Source organism: Georgenia sp. Z1344 (assembly GCF_049856295.1).
Taxonomy (GTDB): Bacteria; Actinomycetota; Actinomycetes; order Actinomycetales; family Actinomycetaceae; genus JB111.
Window position 1 is genome coordinate 40,454 of sequence record NZ_JBNDMZ010000003.1, and the last position, 16,338, is coordinate 56,791.

The window sequence follows — 16,338 nt, forward strand, 5'->3', positions numbered from 1 at the left end:
CCCTCATGCTAGATCCGCGTCCTCGAGCAGCGCAGTGACCGTGGACACCGCGGACGGGAGGTCGGAGGCCAGTATCGCCTCGGGCGGAACGCGGCGCGGCAGACCGGGCCCGACGAGCACGACCTCGGGCCGGCGGTCACGTCGCGACCTCGCCAGGGCTCGCACGCTCGCGGCACGTCCGAATCCGACGACGACGGTCACCCCCGACTCCCGGACCGTGAGGTCGGCGAGCGCCTCCGTGGGCACGCGGTGCCGACCGACCCGGCGCAGGAGGCTCGAGATCCCGCGCTCCCCCATCGCGCCGGCGAACACGTGCGCGGCGAGGACGTGCTTGGGAGTCGTGTGCACGACGACCCGCACGCGATCCTCGACGTCGTGCGCCAGGACGTCCGTGCGCACGACCTCGAGGGCGCAGCCCGTGAGCACCGTGATGCCGTCGCTGCCCGGAGCCTGCGGCTCCGCGCCGACGGCGAGCAGGTCGCAGGTCGGAGCAAGCAGCCGCATCCAGGTCGAGCTCCACCCGTGGGCGTCGACGTGCCGCGAGATCGCGAGCCGCACGTCGTTGACGTCGCCGGCCGCGGCCGCGGCGCCGAGGGACTGGACGTCGAGACTGGTTGCCGTGCTGGCGACGGGCATGACCTCGCCGTGGCCGGTCGGGCGCTGCGTGACCGCCCGGGCGGCGTCGGACGGGCTCACCCCGGAGAGCGTGAGTGCCCGCATCCGCTCCAGGCGCACGACGTCGGCCGGCCCGTATCGACGGCGGTCCCCCGCGCGGTGGTCGCTCGGCCCGAGACCGTAGCGCCGGTCCCAGCTGCGCAGCGTCGAGGTCGCGATGCCGAGCCGCTCGGCCAGCGCACCGACGGTCAGCGGCGCCTCCCCGTGCATAACGCGCGGGACGTCGAACCGGGCGCCCGAGTCCGGGCGCGTACGGCCCTGGGGCGACGCACCCGCACCGGCATCGGCATCGGCATCGGCATCGGCATCAGCATCAGCATCAGCATCAGCGTCGTCGTCGGCCCCGCCGGCAGGCCGCTCGTCGTCGGACGCGGCGACGTCTCGATCGACACCGTTCGACCCCGCGTCGTTGCGCTCTCCGCCGTCGAGGCCTACCCGCACACGCTCGCCGGTGAGATCGCGAACATCGTCATGTCCGTTAAGGGATCCGCCCACGACGGCGGCCCCGGGCTGGACCGGCACGGACCCGTCGATGTACGTGCCGTCGATCTGCTCGACCGCGTCCGCCAGCTCACCCATGGCTCCGCCGGGCGCGACCCCGTCGGTTCCCTGGCGAGCAGCCATGCTCCATCCTCCGTCGGTCGGGCCGGGTCGGCAATCCGTAGACGTCCAACCTATGCAGATCCGGTGCACGCGCAACAGGAGACACACAGCGACGACGGCACGGTGTGCCGCCACGCACCCCCTTGCCCAACTTTCGCGCAAGCAATAACCTGTTGATGAATGGTCTGCGCCGGATCCCGGTCCGGACCACGGTGAACTTCTGAGGAGGCCCCCATGGCCGAGCTGTCCCGCCTTCCCGGCCCGCTCCTGGACGTCTGGAGCTGGCAGGCCGACGGCTCGTGCCGCCAGGTGGACCCGGAGCAGTTCTTCCACCCCGAGGGCGAACGCGGCGGGGTCCGACGCCGGCGTGACGACGCGGCCAAGGCCATCTGCTCCCGCTGCCCCGTCATCGAGCAGTGCCGGGACCACGCCCTGACGGTTCGCGAGCCGTACGGGGTCTGGGGCGGGATGAGCGAGGACGAGCGCGCGGCGGTCTACCGCAGCGAGCGTCGGCGAGCGACACCGAAGGCCGGCTGACCAACCCGGTCTGCCCAGCCGAAGCCGGACCGACCCCCGACCACCCGACGCACCCGGCCGGCCCACAGACACGGAAGGGCCCCGCGACCGACATGGTCGCGGGGCCCTTCGCTGTGCTGGTGACGCTGGTCAGCGGTCGACCACCGCGAGCAGGTCGCGGGCCGACAGCACGAGGTACTCCTCGCCCGCGTACTTGACCTCGGTGCCGCCGTACTTGCTGTAGAGCACGACGTCGCCCACGGCGACGTCCATCGGCACGCGCTGGCCGTTGTCGTCGACACGGCCGGGGCCGACCGCGACGACGGTGCCCTCCTGGGGCTTCTCCTTGGCGGTGTCCGGGATGACGAGACCGGACGCGGTGGTCTGCTCGGCCTCGAGGGTCTGGACGACCACGCGGTCCTCGAGCGGCTTGATGGAGACCGACACTGCGGACCTCCCCTTCCTACGTATGGAATGGATCTCTGACTGTCGTCCTCAGCCTCGCTCCCGCCGTCGCGGGGGTCGGGCGCGTGGTGAGTCCGTCAGTGCCCAGACTAGGTCGCCAGTTAGCACTCGCGCAATCAGAGTGCCAACCGTGAGCGGGCGTCGGCCGGCGGCACCCTCTGCGACCATGACCGGATGGAGCTCGAGACCGCACGCACCCTCGCCTCGACCGAGGGCCGCGCGATGCTCGCGGCGCTGCCGCCCTACTCCGCGGCGACCGCCGACCACATGAACTCACGGCTGCGCGCCCACGGCATGGCCCCCGACCTCGCCGCCGCCGCCCTCACCCAGCTCGCCCTGCGCGCCGAGGCCGCCGACCGCCTCGGCCCCGTCGCCGACCTCCTGCTCCTCACGCGCACCGGCCTCGAGCAGGCGACCCGCACCGTCGTCGCCGCGCACCACGCGCACCGCTTCCGCCGCGCCGAGGTCGACCTCGTCGCGGACCTCGGCTGCGGGCTCGGCCTGGACTCGCTCGCGATCGCGGGCCTCGGCACGCGCGTCCTCGCCGTCGAGCGGGACCCCGTCACCGCGACGTTCGCCCGGGCGAACCTCGAGCCCTTCGACGGCGCCGAGGTCCGCGAGGGGGACGCCCTCGAGATCGACCTGCCCGACGTCGGCGCGGACGCACTGTGGGCCGACCCCGCCCGGCGCGACGCGGCCGGTCGGCGCCTCGCGGACCCCGAGAGCTGGGGACCGCCGCTGTCCGCCGTCGTCGCCCGCGCCCGGTCCGTGCGCGCGGCCGGCATCAAGGTCGCTCCCGGCATCGACCTCGACCACGTCCCCGACGACGCGCACGCGCAGTGGGTGTCCGTCGACCGCGAGGTGGTCGAGGCCGCCCTCTGGTTCGGCGACGCAGCCCCGGAAGGCCCCGGCCGCTCCGCCCTCGTGCTGACCGACGAGCAGCCGCACCTGCTCGCGCCCGAGCAGGGCGGGCCCCGGCCCCCGTCCGCCCCGCACGAGGAGGCGCCGGTCGCGCCGCTCGGGGCCTACCTGCACGAGCCCGACGGCGCCGTCATCCGCGCCGGTCTCGTCGCCGAGCTCGGCCGCCGGCTCGGAGCAGGCGTCGTCTCCGAGCGGATCGCGTACCTCACCTCCGACGAGCCCGCCGGTTCCCCGTTCGCCCGCTCCTACCGGGTCCTCGAGCAGGTCGACGCCGGCGCGAAGGGCCTGGCCCGCGCCCTCGCGGCCCGCGAGATCGGGGATCTGACCATCAAGCAGCGCGGCTCCGGGGTCAAGGTCGAGGACGTCCGCCGTCGGCTGCGCCTCACGGGCCCGAACCGGGCGACCCTCGTGCTCACGCGCGCGCAGGGCAGGCACGTGGCGCTCCTGGTCGAGCCGGTCTGAGACCCCGGGCGACATCACCGTCCCGCGCTGACACGATCCGGGACGGCCCCTCCGGCGCACGCGCACGGGCCGAGCACCGGTGCACAATGTCGCCGTGCCTGTCGAGTTCGGATCGTCGGAGCGCTCGACCCTCGGCGTCGAGTGGGAGCTCCAGGTGCTCGACGCGGGCACGGGCGAGCTGCGCAGCGACGGGCTCGAGCTCATCGACGACCTGCGGGCGCCCGGCGGAGCACCGCACCCGCGCCTCGCGCACGAGCTGCTCGCCAACACGGTCGAGATCGTCACGGGCGTGCACGACTCCGTCGCCTCCGCGCTCACGGAGGTCCGCGACGTCCTCGCCGAGCTCACGGAGGCGGCCGGGCGGCGCGGGCTCGTCCTCGCCGGCGGCGGCACCCACCCGACGGCGGACCCCCAGGCCCAGCCGACGACCACGGGCTACGAGCGGCTGCTCAGGCGCACCGGGTGGTGGGGCCGCGAGATGCTCATCTACGGGCTGCACGTGCACGTCGGGGTCGAGCGGCGGGAGAAGGCGCTCCCGATCATGCGCGGCGTCCTCGACCGGATCGGCACCCTCCTCGCCCTCTCGGCCGCCTCCCCCGTATGGCGCGGCACCGACACCGGCTACGCCTCCAACCGCACGATGATGTTCCAGCAGCTCCCCACGGCGGGCCTCCCGGACGTCATGCGCACGTGGGAGGACTACGAGCGGGTGGTCGAGCAGCTCGTCGCGTCCGACGTCATCGCGCGGCGCAACGAGACGCGCTGGGACGTACGGCCCACGCAGTTCGGCACGGTCGAGTCCCGCATCTGCGACTCACCGCCGACCCTCGCCGAGGTCACCGCCCTCACCGCGCTCAACGTCTGCCTGGTGGACGCGGTCTCCCAGGCCATCGACGACGGCGAGGAGCCCGCCGCGCTCCCCCGCTGGCTGACGGCCGAGAACCGCTGGCGCGCGGCGCGCTTCGGCCTCGACACCGACTTCGTCACCGACAGCTCCGGCGGCTCGCTCGACGCGCGGGACTCGGTCCGCGCGCTACTCACCGAGCTCGCGCCGGCCGCGCACCGCCTCGGCTGCGCGCCGGAGCTCGCGCTCGTCGAGGACATCCTGGGGCGCGGCGCGTCCTACGAGCGTCAGCGGGCCTGGGCGGAGGCGGACGGGTGGGACGGCGTCGCGCTGCGGCTCGCCGGCGAGCTGACGGGCTGACGAGCTGACGAGCTGACGAGCTGACGGGCTGACGGGCTGACGGGCTGAGGTTCCCTCCCGTCAGACGAGCACGCTGGTCGTCGGCATCGCGGAGTCGGCACCGAAGTCCAGGTCCGACGCCGGAAGACCCGCCTCGACGACCGCGCTCCCCAGCGCGGCGATCATCGCACCGTTGTCGGTGCAGAACCTGATCGGCGGGATCCGCACGTCGACCCCGGCCTCCGCCCCGCGCTCGGCGAGCAGCTCGCGCAGCCGGGAGTTGGCGGAGAATCCCCCTCCGACGACGAGGACCTCCGCCCCCCTGTCCGCGCACGCCCGGAGCGCCTTGGTGACGAGGACGTCGGCGACCGCCTCGGAGAAGCCGGCCGCGACGTCCGCCGCCGGGATCTCCTCCCCGCGCGCCGTCCGGGCCTCGAGGTCGCGGGCGACCGCGGTCTTGAGGCCGGAGAACGAGAAGTTGTACGCGTGCCGCTCGCGGTCCTTCGGCGCGGTCAGGCCCCGCGGGTAGCGGATCGCCTCCCGGTCGCCGGTGGCGGCCAGCCGGTCGACGTGCGGGCCGCCCGGGTACGGCAGGCCGAGCAGGCGACCCACCTTGTCGAAGGCCTCGCCGGCGGCGTCGTCGAGGGTCTCGCCGAGCAGCGTGACGTCGGTGATGTCGTCCCCGACGGCGAGCAGGGTCGTGTGCCCGCCGGAGACGACGAGCGCCACCGACCGGGCGGGGACGGGCCCGTGCACGAGGGCGTCGACGGCCGCGTGCCCGATGACGTGGTTGACGCCGAGGAGCGGCCGGTCGATCGACAGCGCGAGCGCCTTCGCCGCCGCCACCCCCACCGTGAGCGAACCGACGAGCCCGGGGCCCGCCGTCACCGCGACGGCGTCGACGTCCGTGAGGTCGACCTCCGCGCGCTCGAGGGCCGCGTCGAGCGTGGGCCCGAACGCCTCGAGGTGGGCGCGCGACGCGATCTCCGGGATGATCCCGCCGAACCTCGCGTGGTCGTCCATCGACGACGCCGTGACGTCGGTGAGCAGCTCCGTGCCCCGGACCAGCGCCACGCCGGTCTCGTCGCAGGAGGTCTCGATGCCGAGGACGAGCGGTGAGGTCACCCGAGGATGGTACGCGCGGCGCGGTTCCGGCTCAGACGGTCTCCGGGACGAGCCGGACCGCCCCCTTGTCGGCGGACTGGGCGAACGCCGCATAGGCCCGGAGCGCCGGGGTGACCTTCCTGGGCCGCGGCTCCCGCGGCCGGTAGCCTCCGCCCTCCTCGAGGGCCGCCCGACGCCGCTCGAGCTCGTCGTCCGGGACCTCGAGCCGCATGCTGCGCCGGGGGATGTCGATGGTGATCGTGTCCCCCTCCTCGACGAGCGCGATCGTGCCGCCTGCCGCTGCCTCGGGCGAGACGTGCCCGATCGACAGCCCCGAGGTGCCGCCGGAGAACCGCCCGTCGGTGATGAGCGCGCACGCCTTCCCGAGGCCGAGCCCCTTGAGGTAGGAGGTCGGGTAGAGCATCTCCTGCATCCCCGGTCCGCCCTTGGGTCCTTCGTACCGGATGACGACGACGTCGCCCTCGCTCACCTCCTTGCCGAGGATCCGCTGCACGGCCTCCTCCTGCGACTCGCAGACCACTGCGGGCCCGGTGAACGTCCAGATCGACTCGTCGACGCCTGCCGTCTTGACGACGGCGCCGTCGGGGGCGATGTTGCCGCGCAGGACGCCGAGGCCGCCGTCCTTGGAGTAGGCGTGCGCGAAGGAGCGGATGCAGCCGTGGGTGTCGTCGAGGTCGAGCCCGGCCCAGCGCTCGGACTGGGAGAACGCCGTCGAGGAGCGTCGCCCGCCGGGGGCGGCGTGCCACAGCTCGACGGCCTCGTCCGTCGCGCGCCCGCTGCGCACGTCCCACTCGTCGAGCCAGGCGCCGAGCGTCTGCGCGTGCACCGTGTGGACGTCCTCGTCGAGCAGCCCGGCGCGGCGCAGCTCGCCCAGCAGGGCGGGGATGCCGCCGGCGCGGTGGACGTCCTCCATATAGTAGGTCCGGCCCTCGGCGACGTTGGGGGCGACCTTCGCCAGGCACGGCACGCGGCGCGAGACCTCGTCGATCTCCTCGAGCCCGAACGCGACCCCGGCCTCGCTCGCCGCCGCGAGCAGGTGGAGGATCGTGTTGGTCGAGCCGCCCATCGCGATGTCGAGCGCCATCGCGTTCCCGAACGCCGCAGGCGTCGCGATGCTCAGCGGGAGGACGGTGTCGTCGTCGTCCTCGTAGTACCGGCGCGTGATGTCGACGACGAGCGAGCCGGCCTTCTCGTACAGCGCGCGACGGGCGGTGTGGGTGGCGAGGACCGAGCCGTTCCCGGGCAGCGAGAGGCCGATCGCCTCGGTCAGGCAGTTCATCGAGTTCGCGGTGAACATGCCGGAGCACGAGCCGCACGTGGGGCAGGCCGCCTCCTCGATGCGCATGAGGTCGGCGTCGGACACACTCTCGTTGACGGCCTCGGACATCGCGTCGACGAGGTCGAGGGTGCGCACCGTGCCGTCGACGAGCGTGGCCCGGCCGGACTCCATCGGCCCGCCCGAGACGAACACCGTGGGCACGTTGAGCCGCAGCGCGGCGAGCAGCATCCCGGGCGTGATCTTGTCGCAGTTCGAGATGCACACGAGCGCGTCCGCGCAGTGCGCGTTGACCATGTACTCCACCGAGTCGGCGATGAGGTCGCGCGAGGGCAGGGAGTAGAGCATGCCGTCGTGCCCCATGGCGATGCCGTCGTCCACCGCGATCGTGTTGAACTCGCGGGCGATGCCGCCGGCCTCCTGGATGGCCTCGGAGACGATCCGGCCGACCGGGGCGAGGTGGGTGTGGCCGGGGACGAACTCGGTGAAGGAGTTCGCCACGGCGATCACCGGCTTGCGGCCGATGTCGCCGCCGGCCACGCCGGAGGCGCGCATGAGGGCGCGGGCGCCGGCCATGTTGCGGCCGTGGGTGACGGTGCGGGAGCGGTACGCGGGCATCCACCCATCCTCCCCCGCCCCGGCCGGCCGACCGGACGATCCGGGGCCGAGAGCCGGATGCGGGTGGTACCGGTACTCGCAGTACCATCTCCGGGTGATCCGTCCGCGCACTCCCCGGCGCGTCGAGCTGGGCGACTTCCTCCGGGTCCGGCGCCTCGCGTCCGACCGTGCCGCGCTCGGCCTCCCGACCCCGCCCCGCCGCGGCGGCGCGGGCCTCAGCCGCGAGGAGGTCGCCACCCTGTCCGGCGTGAGCGCCAGCTGGTACACGTGGCTCGAGCAGGGGCGCGACACCAACGTCTCGCGCCAGGTCCTCCTCGCCGTGGCCCGCGTCCTGCGCCTCACCGACGACGAGACCGCCTACGTCCTCGGTCTCGCCGAGCAGGAGGTCGCCGTCCCGCAGGTGCGCCGCGAGGCCGTCCCGGCCCACCTGAGCCGGCTCGTCGACGCGCTCGACTTCCCCGCCTTCGTCGTGACGACGGACTGGGCGATCGTCGCCTGGAACGCGGGCTACGCGTGGCTCTACCCGCGCATCGCGGACGTGGACCCGGCCGACCGGAACCTGCTCTGGCTCGTCTACACGGACCCAGACCTGCGGGAGATGCTCCCCGACTGGGAGCAGGACAGCCGGCGGTTCCTCGCCGAGTTCCGGGCGGAGTCCGGCGTCCGCCTGGCGGGCGCGGAGCACAGGGCCGTCGTCGACCGGCTGTCGGCGGCGAGCGAGGAGTTCCGCACCCACTCCGCCGAGATGGCCGTCTCCCGGTTCGAGTCGCGCACGCGCACGTTCCGGCACCGAGAGCTCGGGCTGCTCGAGTTCGAGCACCACCGGCTCGTGCCCGCCGACGCGGTCGACCTGCACGTCGTCATGTACGTGCCGGTCAGGTCGTAGCCGCGGTCAGGACGAGGCGCGCCCACCGGCGAGCGCCGCGCGATCAGGACGAGGCGCGCCCGCCGACCGCGGCGCGGCCGAGGTCGGAGTTGAGCTGGGAGATGACGTCGAGCGGGATCTCCTTGGGGCACACGGCAGCGCACTCGCCGATGTTCGTGCACCCGCCGAAGCCCTCGGCGTCGTGCTGGGCGAGCATGTCGACCACGCGGGCCTGTCGCTCGGGCTGGCCCTGCGGCAGCATCCCGAGGTGCGTGACCTTCGCGCCGAGGAAGAGCATCCCCGAGGCGTTGGGGCAGGCCGCCACGCACGCGCCGCACCCGATGCAGGCGGCGGCCTCGAACGCGCGGTCCGCGTCGTTCTTCGGCACCGGGGTGGCGTGCGCGTCCGGGGCGGCGCCCGTGTTGACGGACACGTACCCGCCGGCCGCGATGATGCGGTCGAAGGCGCCGCGGTCCACCACGAGGTCCTTGACCACCGGGAAGGCGTCGGCGCGCCACGGCTCGATCGTGATGGAGTCGCCGTCCTTGAAGGACCGCATGTGCAGCTGGCAGGTGGTCGTCACCTCGGGCCCGTGGGCCACGCCGTCGATGACGATGCCGCACGCGCCGCAGATGCCCTCGCGGCAGTCGTGGTCGAACGCGATCGGGTCCTCGCCGGCGGCGAAGAGCTGCTCGTTGAGGACGTCGAGCATCTCGAGGAAGGACATGTGCTCGGAGACGTCGTCGAGCCGGTAGGAGTGCATCGACCCCTTCGCCTCGGGCCCGGACTGACGCCACGCGTTGATGGTGATCTTCACTTGTAGCTCCGCTGCTTCATCTCGACGTACTCGTAGGTGAGGTCCTCCTTGTGGAGCACCGGGACGCCGTCGGCGCCGTGCTCCCAGGCGGCGACGTACGCGAACTCGTCGTCGTGCCGCAGGGCCTCCCCCTCCTCGGTCTGCGACTCGGCACGGAAGTGCCCGCCGCACGACTCCCTGCGGTGCAGGGCGTCGATGCACATGAGCTCGCCCAGCTCGAAGAAGTCGGCCACGCGGCCGGCCTTCTCGAGGCTCTGGTTGAGCTCCTCGTTCGTGCCGGTCACCTTGACGTCGCGCCAGAACTCCTCGCGCAACGCCCGGATCTTCTCGATCGCGGTCCGCAGGCCCTCCTCGGTGCGCTCCATCCCGCAGTACTCCCACATGATCGAGCCGAGCTCCTTGTGGAAGGAGTCCACGGAGCGCGTCCCGTCGTTGGACAGGAAGTGCTCCACGCGCTCGCGCACCTGGTCGGCCGCGGCGACGACGTCCGGGTGGTCCGGCGCCACCGGCGAGCCGTGGTTGTCCGCCAGGTAGTCGTTGATCGTGTTGGGCAGCACGAAGTAGCCGTCCGCAAGGCCCTGCATGAGCGCCGACGCGCCCAGCCGGTTGGCCCCGTGGTCGGAGAAGTTGGCCTCGCCGGCCACGAACAGGCCCGGGATCGAGGACTGGAGGTCGTAGTCGACCCACAGCCCGCCCATCGTGTAGTGCACGGCCGGGTAGATGCGCATCGGCACCTCGTAGGGGTTCTCCCCCGTGATGCGCTCGTACATGTCGAAGAGGTTGCCGTACTTGGCCTCGACCGCCCCGCGGCCCATCCGCCCGATGGCCTCGGCGAAGTCGAGGTACACGCCGCGCCGCACACCGTCGACCTCGGGGCCCACCCCCCGCCCGTCGTCGCACATGTTCTTCGCCTGTCGCGAGGCGATGTCACGCGGCACGAGGTTGCCGAACGAGGGGTAGATCCGCTCGAGGTAGTAGTCGCGGTCCCCCTCGGGGATCTCGCGCGGGTCCTTCGTGCAGTCGTCGGCGCTCTTCGGCACCCAGATGCGGCCGTCGTTGCGCAGCGACTCGCTCATCAGCGTGAGCTTGGACTGGTAGTCGCCCGCCTGCGGGATGCACGTGGGGTGGATCTGCGTGTAGCAGGGGTTGCCGAAGTAGGCGCCCTTCTTGTGCGCGCGCCAGGTGGCGGTGACGTTGCAGCCCATCGCGTTGGTCGACAGGAAGAAGACGTTGCCGTAGCCGCCCGAGGCGAGCACGACGGCGTCGGCGAGGTGGGTCTCGATCTCGCCGGTGACCATGTCGCGCACGATGATCCCGCGGGCACGACCCTCGACGACGACGAGCTCGAGCATCTCGTGCCGGGTGTTCATCTGCACCGTGCCGGCGCCGATCTGTCGCTCGAGGGCCTGGTAGGCGCCGATGAGCAGCTGCTGGCCCGTCTGGCCGCGCGCGTAGAAGGTCCGCGAGACCTGCACGCCGCCGAAGGAGCGGTTGTCGAGGAGGCCGCCGTACTCGCGGGCGAAGGGGACGCCCTGGGCGACGCACTGGTCGATGATCTGCTTGGAGACCTCGGCCAGCCGGTAGACGTTGGACTCGCGCGAGCGGAAGTCGCCGCCCTTGACCGTGTCGTAGAACAGCCGGTAGACGGAGTCGCCGTCGTTCTTGTAGTTCTTCGCGGCGTTGATGCCGCCCTGCGCGGCGATCGAGTGCGCCCGGCGCGGGGAGTCCTGGTAGCAGAACGCCTTGACCTGGTACCCGGCCTCGCCGAGCGTCGCCGCCGCCGAGCCGCCGGCCAGCCCGGTGCCGACCACGATGACCGAGATCTTCCGGCGGTTGGCCGGGTTGACGAGCTTGGCGCCGAACTGGCGCTTCTCCCACCGCTCGGCGAGGGGGCCCACGGGCGCCTTGGTGTCCGCGACCGGAGCGCCCTCGCGGTACAGGTCCTGGATCAGTGCAGTCATCTGGGGCGCCTCAATTCACGATGCCGAGGAGGATGGCCGTCGGGCCCGCCATGAACCCGACGAGGAGCAGGAGGGCGACGACGATCGCCAGGCCGTTGAAGGCCGCCTCGCGCCGCTTCGTCGACAGTCCGAGCGTGGCGAGCGCCGACCACACGCCGTGCCGCACGTGGAACGCGAGGAGGACGATCGCGACGAGGTAGATCGCGAACACCCACCAGTGCTCCGGCTGGAACGCCTCGACCATGCGGGCGTAGGGGCTGTCGAACGAGCCGCCGACCTCGATGGTCATCGTGGTGAACTGCAGGATGTGGAAGACGAGGAAGGCGAGGATGATGACGCCGCCCCACCGCATCGTGCGCGACGCATAGCTCTGCTGCAGCGACCGCCTCTTGACGTACCGCGTGGTGCGGGCGCCCTTGGCCCTCTTCCACAGCGTGAACGCCGCGCCCGCGTGGATCACCAGCGAGGCGAGCAGCACGACCCGCATGATCCACAGCATCCCCTGGTGCGGCAGCATCGGGTAGAACGCCTCGCGGAGCCAGTGCGCATATCCGTCGAACGCCTCGGCGCCCTGGAACATCTTGAGGTTGCCGTACATGTGGGACAGGACGAAGAGCACGAAGATCACACCCGTGACGGCCATCGAAGCCTTGAGCGCGACCGTCGTCCTCCGTACCGTCTGCGCCCTCGATGGCGCTGCAGTGGTGGTCACGGGCCGATCCTAACCCCCGCAGATCGGTCGATCCGGGCACCCGCCGAATGCGAGACGAATCGTCCCGAGATTGTCTTTCCGGAGCCTCTCGACACGGTCAAGAACAATTGTCGTGCGTATTTTCGTGCGCCTTTCGTGCGCTATTCCTTCTCGGTGTTCCCGGCGTCCTCGGGGGCTGTGAGATCGAGCCGCATGACGACCGCGTCGCGGCCCGAGCGCTGGTAGTACCGCGGCCGGATCCCGATCTCCTCGAAGCCCCGACGCGCGTACAGGGCGCGGGCGCCGGGGTCGTCGGCCCGCACCTCGAGCAGCATGCTGCGTGATCCGTCACGCCGCGCGCGGTCGACGAGCTCGTCCATCAATCGGGTCGCCAGGCCTCGGCGCCGGTGGTCCGGGTCGATCCCGATCGTCATCACCTGGACCTCCTCACCCGCGGCCGTGCCCGCCCAGCCGACGAGCCGGTCCTCCTCGTCGACGACGGCGAGGTAGGTGCGCCCCACGAGCTCGAGCTCGGTGCGGTAGACGGAGGCCGACCAGTCGTCGGGGCCGAAGAGCACCGGCTCCAGCTCCGCGACCCGGCGCACGTCCGAGGGGCGCAGCGGGCGCAGCCGATAGCTCACGGCGCCACCTGGGCGGGGACGGCGGCGTCGGGCCTGCGCAGGTAGAGCGGCTCGGTGGGGAGGCTCGCGCCGGCGGCGCGGCGCACGAGGGCGAGCCGGGCGAGCGCGCGCGGGAACGCGGCCGGGTCGGGGGTGGGGACGTCGGCCTGCCGGTCGCCCCCGGTGACCTCGTCGGCCTTCTCCCCCACGACGACGACGCCCGGCGCGAGATCGGCACCGACCTGCGCGCCCGCGGCCACGGCGGGACCGGCGAGCACCTCAACCTCGTCCGGCCCGGCCGCCCGGTACCGCCCGTGGTAGACCTCGCGGCGGCGCGCGTCGGTGGCGACGACGACCGTGGCACCCGGGTGCGCGTCGAGCGCGACCCGGGCGACGGCGTCGAGCGAGGGGACGCCGGCCAGAGCGGCGCCCCAGCCGCGCGCCAGCGTCCGCGCGGTGACGAGTCCGACCCGCAGCCCCGTGAACGGCCCGGGCCCGGTGCCCACGACGACGAGGTCGGGGCGGCCGTGCTCGGCGGCGAGCGCGGCGACGGCCGGCGCGAGCTCCTCGGCGTGCCGGCGGTCGTGGGCACCCTCGACCAGTCCGAGGTGCTGCACGAGGGGCGACGCGTCGGGCGCGTCCCCCGCGACGAGCATCGCGGCGACGGGGCGGGACGAGGTGTCGATGACGAGGACGCGCACCGGTCAAGGGTAGGCGCGCGTCAGCCGCGGTGGCTCCATCGGCCCGAGCGGCCCTCGCGGAGCTCGGCGCGGACCCGCGCCCGGAGCCGCTCGGTGGCCGGGGCGGCCGGCGACTCGTCCTCCTCCTCGCTGCCGCGCAGCCAGACGGCGATCCCCGCCGCGAGCAGCACCGCACCGACGGCCACGACGCCACCGACGACGACCCAGCGCACAGAGTCCTCGCGCTCCGCCCCGCCGCTTCCGGAAGGCTCCGGGTCCAGGAGGAACGGCAGGTAGGCGGCAAGGTCCGTCGAGCCGGCGAGCATGCCGCCGGCCCGGTCGTCGAGGGGGCTGACGCGGCCGTGGGCGTAGGCGTACCAGGCGCCGGTCCGCCCGTCCTCGACGACACCGACCTCGGGGTCGAGCTCGGCGAGCGCCGGGCCGAGCCCGGGCACGTCCCGCACCTCGCCGACGTACGTCCCGGTCGCGGTCTCCAGCACGACGACGCCGACCGCCGTCCCGTCGAGCAGCACGGGTGCCACGACCCTCGTCGTGGCCACGACGACGGGCTCCACCGCGTTCCCGACCATGAGGTCGGACGACCAGGCGAGGACGGGTCGTGGCGTCCCCACCGTCAGGTCCTCGGCCCGACCGTCCACGGCATCGGCCAGCACGGTGGGCGCGCCGGACCTCGCGACCGCCTGCGCCTCGACCGTGAACCACCGCTCGACGGTCATCGGGAGCGTGAGCAGGTTCTCGAGCGCGGGGTCGGGCTCGACGGGCCCGTCCGAGTCGGACTCCGAGGGGGCCTCGGTCGGCACCTCGGCGCGTGCGGCGGTCGCCGTGGCCGCGCTCTCGTCGAGCGCCGTCGCGGCCGGTCCCGCGTCGAGCGCCGTCGCGGCCGGTCCCGCGTCGAGCGCCGTCGCGGCCGGTCCGGCGTCGGGCGACGCCGCGGCCGGTCCCGCGAGGAACGCGGCGACGAGCAGGACGAGCAGCGCCGCGGATGCCCGCCTCACCCGGGGCCCGTCACGTCCGAGAGGTCCGTACCGGCCCAGCGCGGTCCGTGCGCGGTGATGTCGATCGTGCGGGGCTCGTCGGCCGGCGGGGCGAGGTCGGTCTCCTGATCGTCCTCCTCGGAGGCCGCCGAATCCTCCGCCTCGCCGGCCACGTCCCCCACCGGCCGGGTGAGCACCACGTCGAGGCGGCTCTCGGCGAGCGCCTCGGCGGTCCCCTCGCCCCACTCGACGACCGTCACCGACTCCTCGAGCGAGCTGTCGAGGTCGAGCGCGTCGAGGTCGCCGGCCCCGGCCAGGCGGTAGGCGTCGACGTGGACGAGCCCCGGCCCGCCGCCCTGCCCCACGTGCTCGCGGGCGATGACGAAGGTCGGCGAGGCGATCGTCCCGCGCACCCCGAGCGCCGCCCCGAGGCCCTGGACGAAGGTCGTCTTGCCGGCGCCGAGCGGGCCCGTGAGCACGAGCAGGTCGCCGGCCCGCAGGTGCGCGGCGAGCCGGGCCGCGAGGGCGCGCGTGTCCTCGGCCGTCGGCGCCGTCGCGCGCCAGGTCGCGCTCACCTGCCGGGCCTGCCCGCCCCGACCCGCGACCTCGGCCTGCCCGGTCCGTCTGTACTGGCCCACCTGCCCGGTGTCCCCGGTCCGTCCCGTCATCGTTCCTCCCGCCCCGCGCCGCCGGCGGCGCCCACGTGCACGCGCGGGACCCGCACGCCGACCGACGTGAGCATCTCGTAGGCGATGGTCCCGGACGCCTCCGCCCAGTCCCAGGCCGACGCCTCGCCGCGCGCGGGGTCGCCGAACAGGACGATGTCGTCGCCGGGCCGGTCCGCCGCCCCCGGCCCGAGGTCGACGACGACCTGGTCCATGCTCACGCGCCCGACCTGAGGGACGCGCCGCCCCGCGGCGCTGAGCGCGACCTGGTTCGAGGCCGCGCGCGGGACGCCGTCCGCGTACCCGAGCGGGACGAGCCCGAGGACCGTGTCCCGCTCCGTGGCGGCGGTGTGCCCGTAGCCCACGGGCGTGCCGGCGGGCGCCTCGCGCGTGAGGACGAGCCGGCCGCTCACCGTCATCACCGGACGCAGGCCGTGCTCGGCCGCGGGGGCGACGTCCTCGGCCGGGGAGACCCCGTACAGGGCGATGCCGGGACGGATCATGTCGAGATGGGTGGCCGGGTGCAGGAGCACGCCCGACGACGCCGCGAGGTGCAGCGGCCCGGGCTCGGTCCCGGCGGCGCGGAGCCGGTCGACGAGCGCGAGGAACAGCTCGGTCTGACGCTCCGTCACGCCGCTGCCGGGCTCGTCCGCGCTCGCCAGGTGGGAGAAGGTCGAGGCCACGCGGACCGACCCCTCGGCGACCGCCGGGCCGAGCCTGGCGGCGAGCTCGTCGACCTGCCGTGGCTCGACGCCGTTGCGGGCCATCCCCGTGTCGAGCTTGAGGTGCACGTCCGCGGCGATGCCGGTCTCCCGGGTCGCGGCGAGGACCTCGTCGAGCATCCACGGGGCACCGATGCCGATCTCGATGTCGGCCCGGAGCGCCGCGGCGAGCGGGGCGCCGGGGGCGTACAGCCAGGCGAGCACGCGACCGCCGGGGCCGAGCCCGTGCCGCAGCGTCAGCGCCTCGGCCAGCTGCGCCACCCCGAGGAGGGTGGCCCCGGCCTCGAGAGCGGTCCGCGCGACGGGCAGCAGTCCGTGCCCGTAGGCGTCGGCCTTGACGACGGCGAGGACGTCGACCCCGCCGGCACGGTCCCGCAGGGTGCGGAGGTTGTGCGCGAAGGCCTCGTGGTCGATCCGCGCCCGCGCCGGCCAGTGGCTCTCCGCGGCGCTCACGCTCCCGCCCTCGTTCGTCACCGCG

The 16,338-nt window shown here is 73.7% G+C and carries 16 protein-coding genes; 4 read left to right on the forward strand and 12 right to left on the reverse strand.

Translation table 11 applies throughout. From position 1 onward, the window contains the following. Positions 1–3: 3 nt before the first annotated feature. Complete coding sequence (locus tag ACPYO6_RS03605) at positions 4–1,299, reverse strand: MerR family transcriptional regulator (RefSeq protein WP_425713530.1); 1,296 nt, start codon at positions 1,297–1,299, stop codon at positions 4–6. 213 nt (positions 1,300–1,512) lie between these two features. Between ACPYO6_RS03605 and ACPYO6_RS03610 the strand changes: the two genes are divergently transcribed. Continuing rightward, positions 1,513–1,815, forward strand: coding sequence for a WhiB family transcriptional regulator (locus ACPYO6_RS03610; RefSeq protein ID WP_425713531.1), 303 nt, complete (start codon positions 1,513–1,515; stop codon positions 1,813–1,815). Positions 1,816–1,944: 129 nt separating this feature from the next. Here the strand turns inward: ACPYO6_RS03610 and groES are convergent, their stop codons facing one another. After that, positions 1,945–2,241, reverse strand: a complete 297-nt coding sequence (gene groES / locus ACPYO6_RS03615) for a co-chaperone GroES (protein WP_425713532.1) — start codon at positions 2,239–2,241, stop codon at positions 1,945–1,947. A gap of 192 nt (positions 2,242–2,433) precedes the next feature. Between groES and ACPYO6_RS03620 the strand changes: the two genes are divergently transcribed. Together ACPYO6_RS03620 and ACPYO6_RS03625 are read left to right on the forward strand one after the other, a co-directional pair. Next, positions 2,434–3,642 carry a class I SAM-dependent methyltransferase gene (locus ACPYO6_RS03620; protein WP_425713533.1) on the forward strand — a complete coding sequence of 403 codons (1,209 nt, stop codon included), beginning with the start codon at positions 2,434–2,436 and terminating at the stop codon, positions 3,640–3,642. 94 nt (positions 3,643–3,736) lie between these two features. Further along, complete coding sequence (locus tag ACPYO6_RS03625; protein ID WP_425713534.1) at positions 3,737–4,846, forward strand: glutamate--cysteine ligase 2; 1,110 nt, start codon at positions 3,737–3,739, stop codon at positions 4,844–4,846. 60 nt (positions 4,847–4,906) lie between these two features. Here ACPYO6_RS03625 and tsaD read toward each other — a convergent pair whose 3' ends face one another. Continuing rightward, the gene (gene tsaD, locus ACPYO6_RS03630) at positions 4,907–5,950 is read right to left on the reverse strand and encodes a tRNA (adenosine(37)-N6)-threonylcarbamoyltransferase complex transferase subunit TsaD (RefSeq protein WP_425713535.1); all 1,044 of its coding nucleotides are present in this window, start codon (positions 5,948–5,950) and stop codon (positions 4,907–4,909) included. 31 nt (positions 5,951–5,981) lie between these two features. Continuing rightward, positions 5,982–7,844, reverse strand: coding sequence for a dihydroxy-acid dehydratase (ilvD, locus tag ACPYO6_RS03635; RefSeq protein ID WP_425713536.1), 1,863 nt, complete (start codon positions 7,842–7,844; stop codon positions 5,982–5,984). 94 nt (positions 7,845–7,938) lie between these two features. Here ilvD and ACPYO6_RS03640 point away from each other — a divergent pair, with 94 nt between their 5' ends. After that, positions 7,939–8,730, forward strand: coding sequence for a helix-turn-helix transcriptional regulator (locus ACPYO6_RS03640; protein WP_425713537.1), 792 nt, complete (start codon positions 7,939–7,941; stop codon positions 8,728–8,730). Between the two features lie 43 nt (positions 8,731–8,773). Here the strand turns inward: ACPYO6_RS03640 and ACPYO6_RS03645 are convergent, their stop codons facing one another. The 8 genes from ACPYO6_RS03645 to alr all read right to left on the reverse strand — a co-directional run bounded on the left by ACPYO6_RS03645 (position 8,774) and on the right by alr (position 16,334). Then, positions 8,774–9,526, reverse strand: a complete 753-nt coding sequence (locus ACPYO6_RS03645; RefSeq protein WP_425713538.1) for a succinate dehydrogenase/fumarate reductase iron-sulfur subunit — start codon at positions 9,524–9,526, stop codon at positions 8,774–8,776. After that, complete coding sequence (locus tag ACPYO6_RS03650; protein WP_425713539.1) at positions 9,523–11,487, reverse strand: fumarate reductase/succinate dehydrogenase flavoprotein subunit; 1,965 nt, start codon at positions 11,485–11,487, stop codon at positions 9,523–9,525. The genes ACPYO6_RS03645 and ACPYO6_RS03650 overlap by 4 nt, the downstream gene beginning before the upstream one ends. 10 nt (positions 11,488–11,497) lie before the next feature. After that, entirely contained in the window at positions 11,498–12,199 is a 702-nt protein-coding gene (locus ACPYO6_RS03655; protein WP_425713540.1) for a succinate dehydrogenase cytochrome b subunit, read from the reverse strand. A gap of 140 nt (positions 12,200–12,339) precedes the next feature. Continuing rightward, positions 12,340–12,819, reverse strand: a complete 480-nt coding sequence (gene rimI, locus ACPYO6_RS03660; RefSeq protein WP_425713541.1) for a ribosomal protein S18-alanine N-acetyltransferase — start codon at positions 12,817–12,819, stop codon at positions 12,340–12,342. After that, a complete protein-coding gene (tsaB, locus tag ACPYO6_RS03665) occupies positions 12,816–13,499 on the reverse strand; it encodes a tRNA (adenosine(37)-N6)-threonylcarbamoyltransferase complex dimerization subunit type 1 TsaB (RefSeq protein ID WP_425713542.1) in 684 nt (227 codons plus the stop codon). Before tsaB ends, rimI begins: the two co-directional genes overlap by 4 nt. A gap of 20 nt (positions 13,500–13,519) precedes the next feature. Then, a complete protein-coding gene (locus ACPYO6_RS03670; RefSeq protein ID WP_425713543.1) occupies positions 13,520–14,494 on the reverse strand; it encodes a hypothetical protein in 975 nt (324 codons plus the stop codon). After that, positions 14,491–15,141 (reverse strand): tRNA (adenosine(37)-N6)-threonylcarbamoyltransferase complex ATPase subunit type 1 TsaE, encoded by a 651-nt coding sequence (gene tsaE, locus ACPYO6_RS03675; RefSeq protein ID WP_425713544.1) that lies wholly within the window; start codon positions 15,139–15,141, stop codon positions 14,491–14,493. The genes ACPYO6_RS03670 and tsaE overlap by 4 nt, the downstream gene beginning before the upstream one ends. Next, positions 15,138–16,334 (reverse strand): alanine racemase, encoded by a 1,197-nt coding sequence (gene alr, locus ACPYO6_RS03680; RefSeq protein ID WP_425713545.1) that lies wholly within the window; start codon positions 16,332–16,334, stop codon positions 15,138–15,140. Before alr ends, tsaE begins: the two co-directional genes overlap by 4 nt. Positions 16,335–16,338 lie beyond the last annotated feature (4 nt).

Coding starts and splice junctions, on each gene's coding strand:
- ACPYO6_RS03605 (WP_425713530.1), bottom strand. CDS start 1,299: ATGGCTGCTCGCCAGGGAACCGACGGGGTCGCGCCCGGCGGAGCCATG.
- ACPYO6_RS03610 (WP_425713531.1), top strand. CDS start 1,513: ATGGCCGAGCTGTCCCGCCTTCCCGGCCCGCTCCTGGACGTCTGGAGC.
- ACPYO6_RS03620 (WP_425713533.1), top strand. CDS start 2,434: ATGGAGCTCGAGACCGCACGCACCCTCGCCTCGACCGAGGGCCGCGCG.
- ilvD (WP_425713536.1), bottom strand. CDS start 7,844: ATGCCCGCGTACCGCTCCCGCACCGTCACCCACGGCCGCAACATGGCC.
- ACPYO6_RS03650 (WP_425713539.1), bottom strand. CDS start 11,487: ATGACTGCACTGATCCAGGACCTGTACCGCGAGGGCGCTCCGGTCGCG.
- tsaE (WP_425713544.1), bottom strand. CDS start 15,141: ATGACGGGACGGACCGGGGACACCGGGCAGGTGGGCCAGTACAGACGG.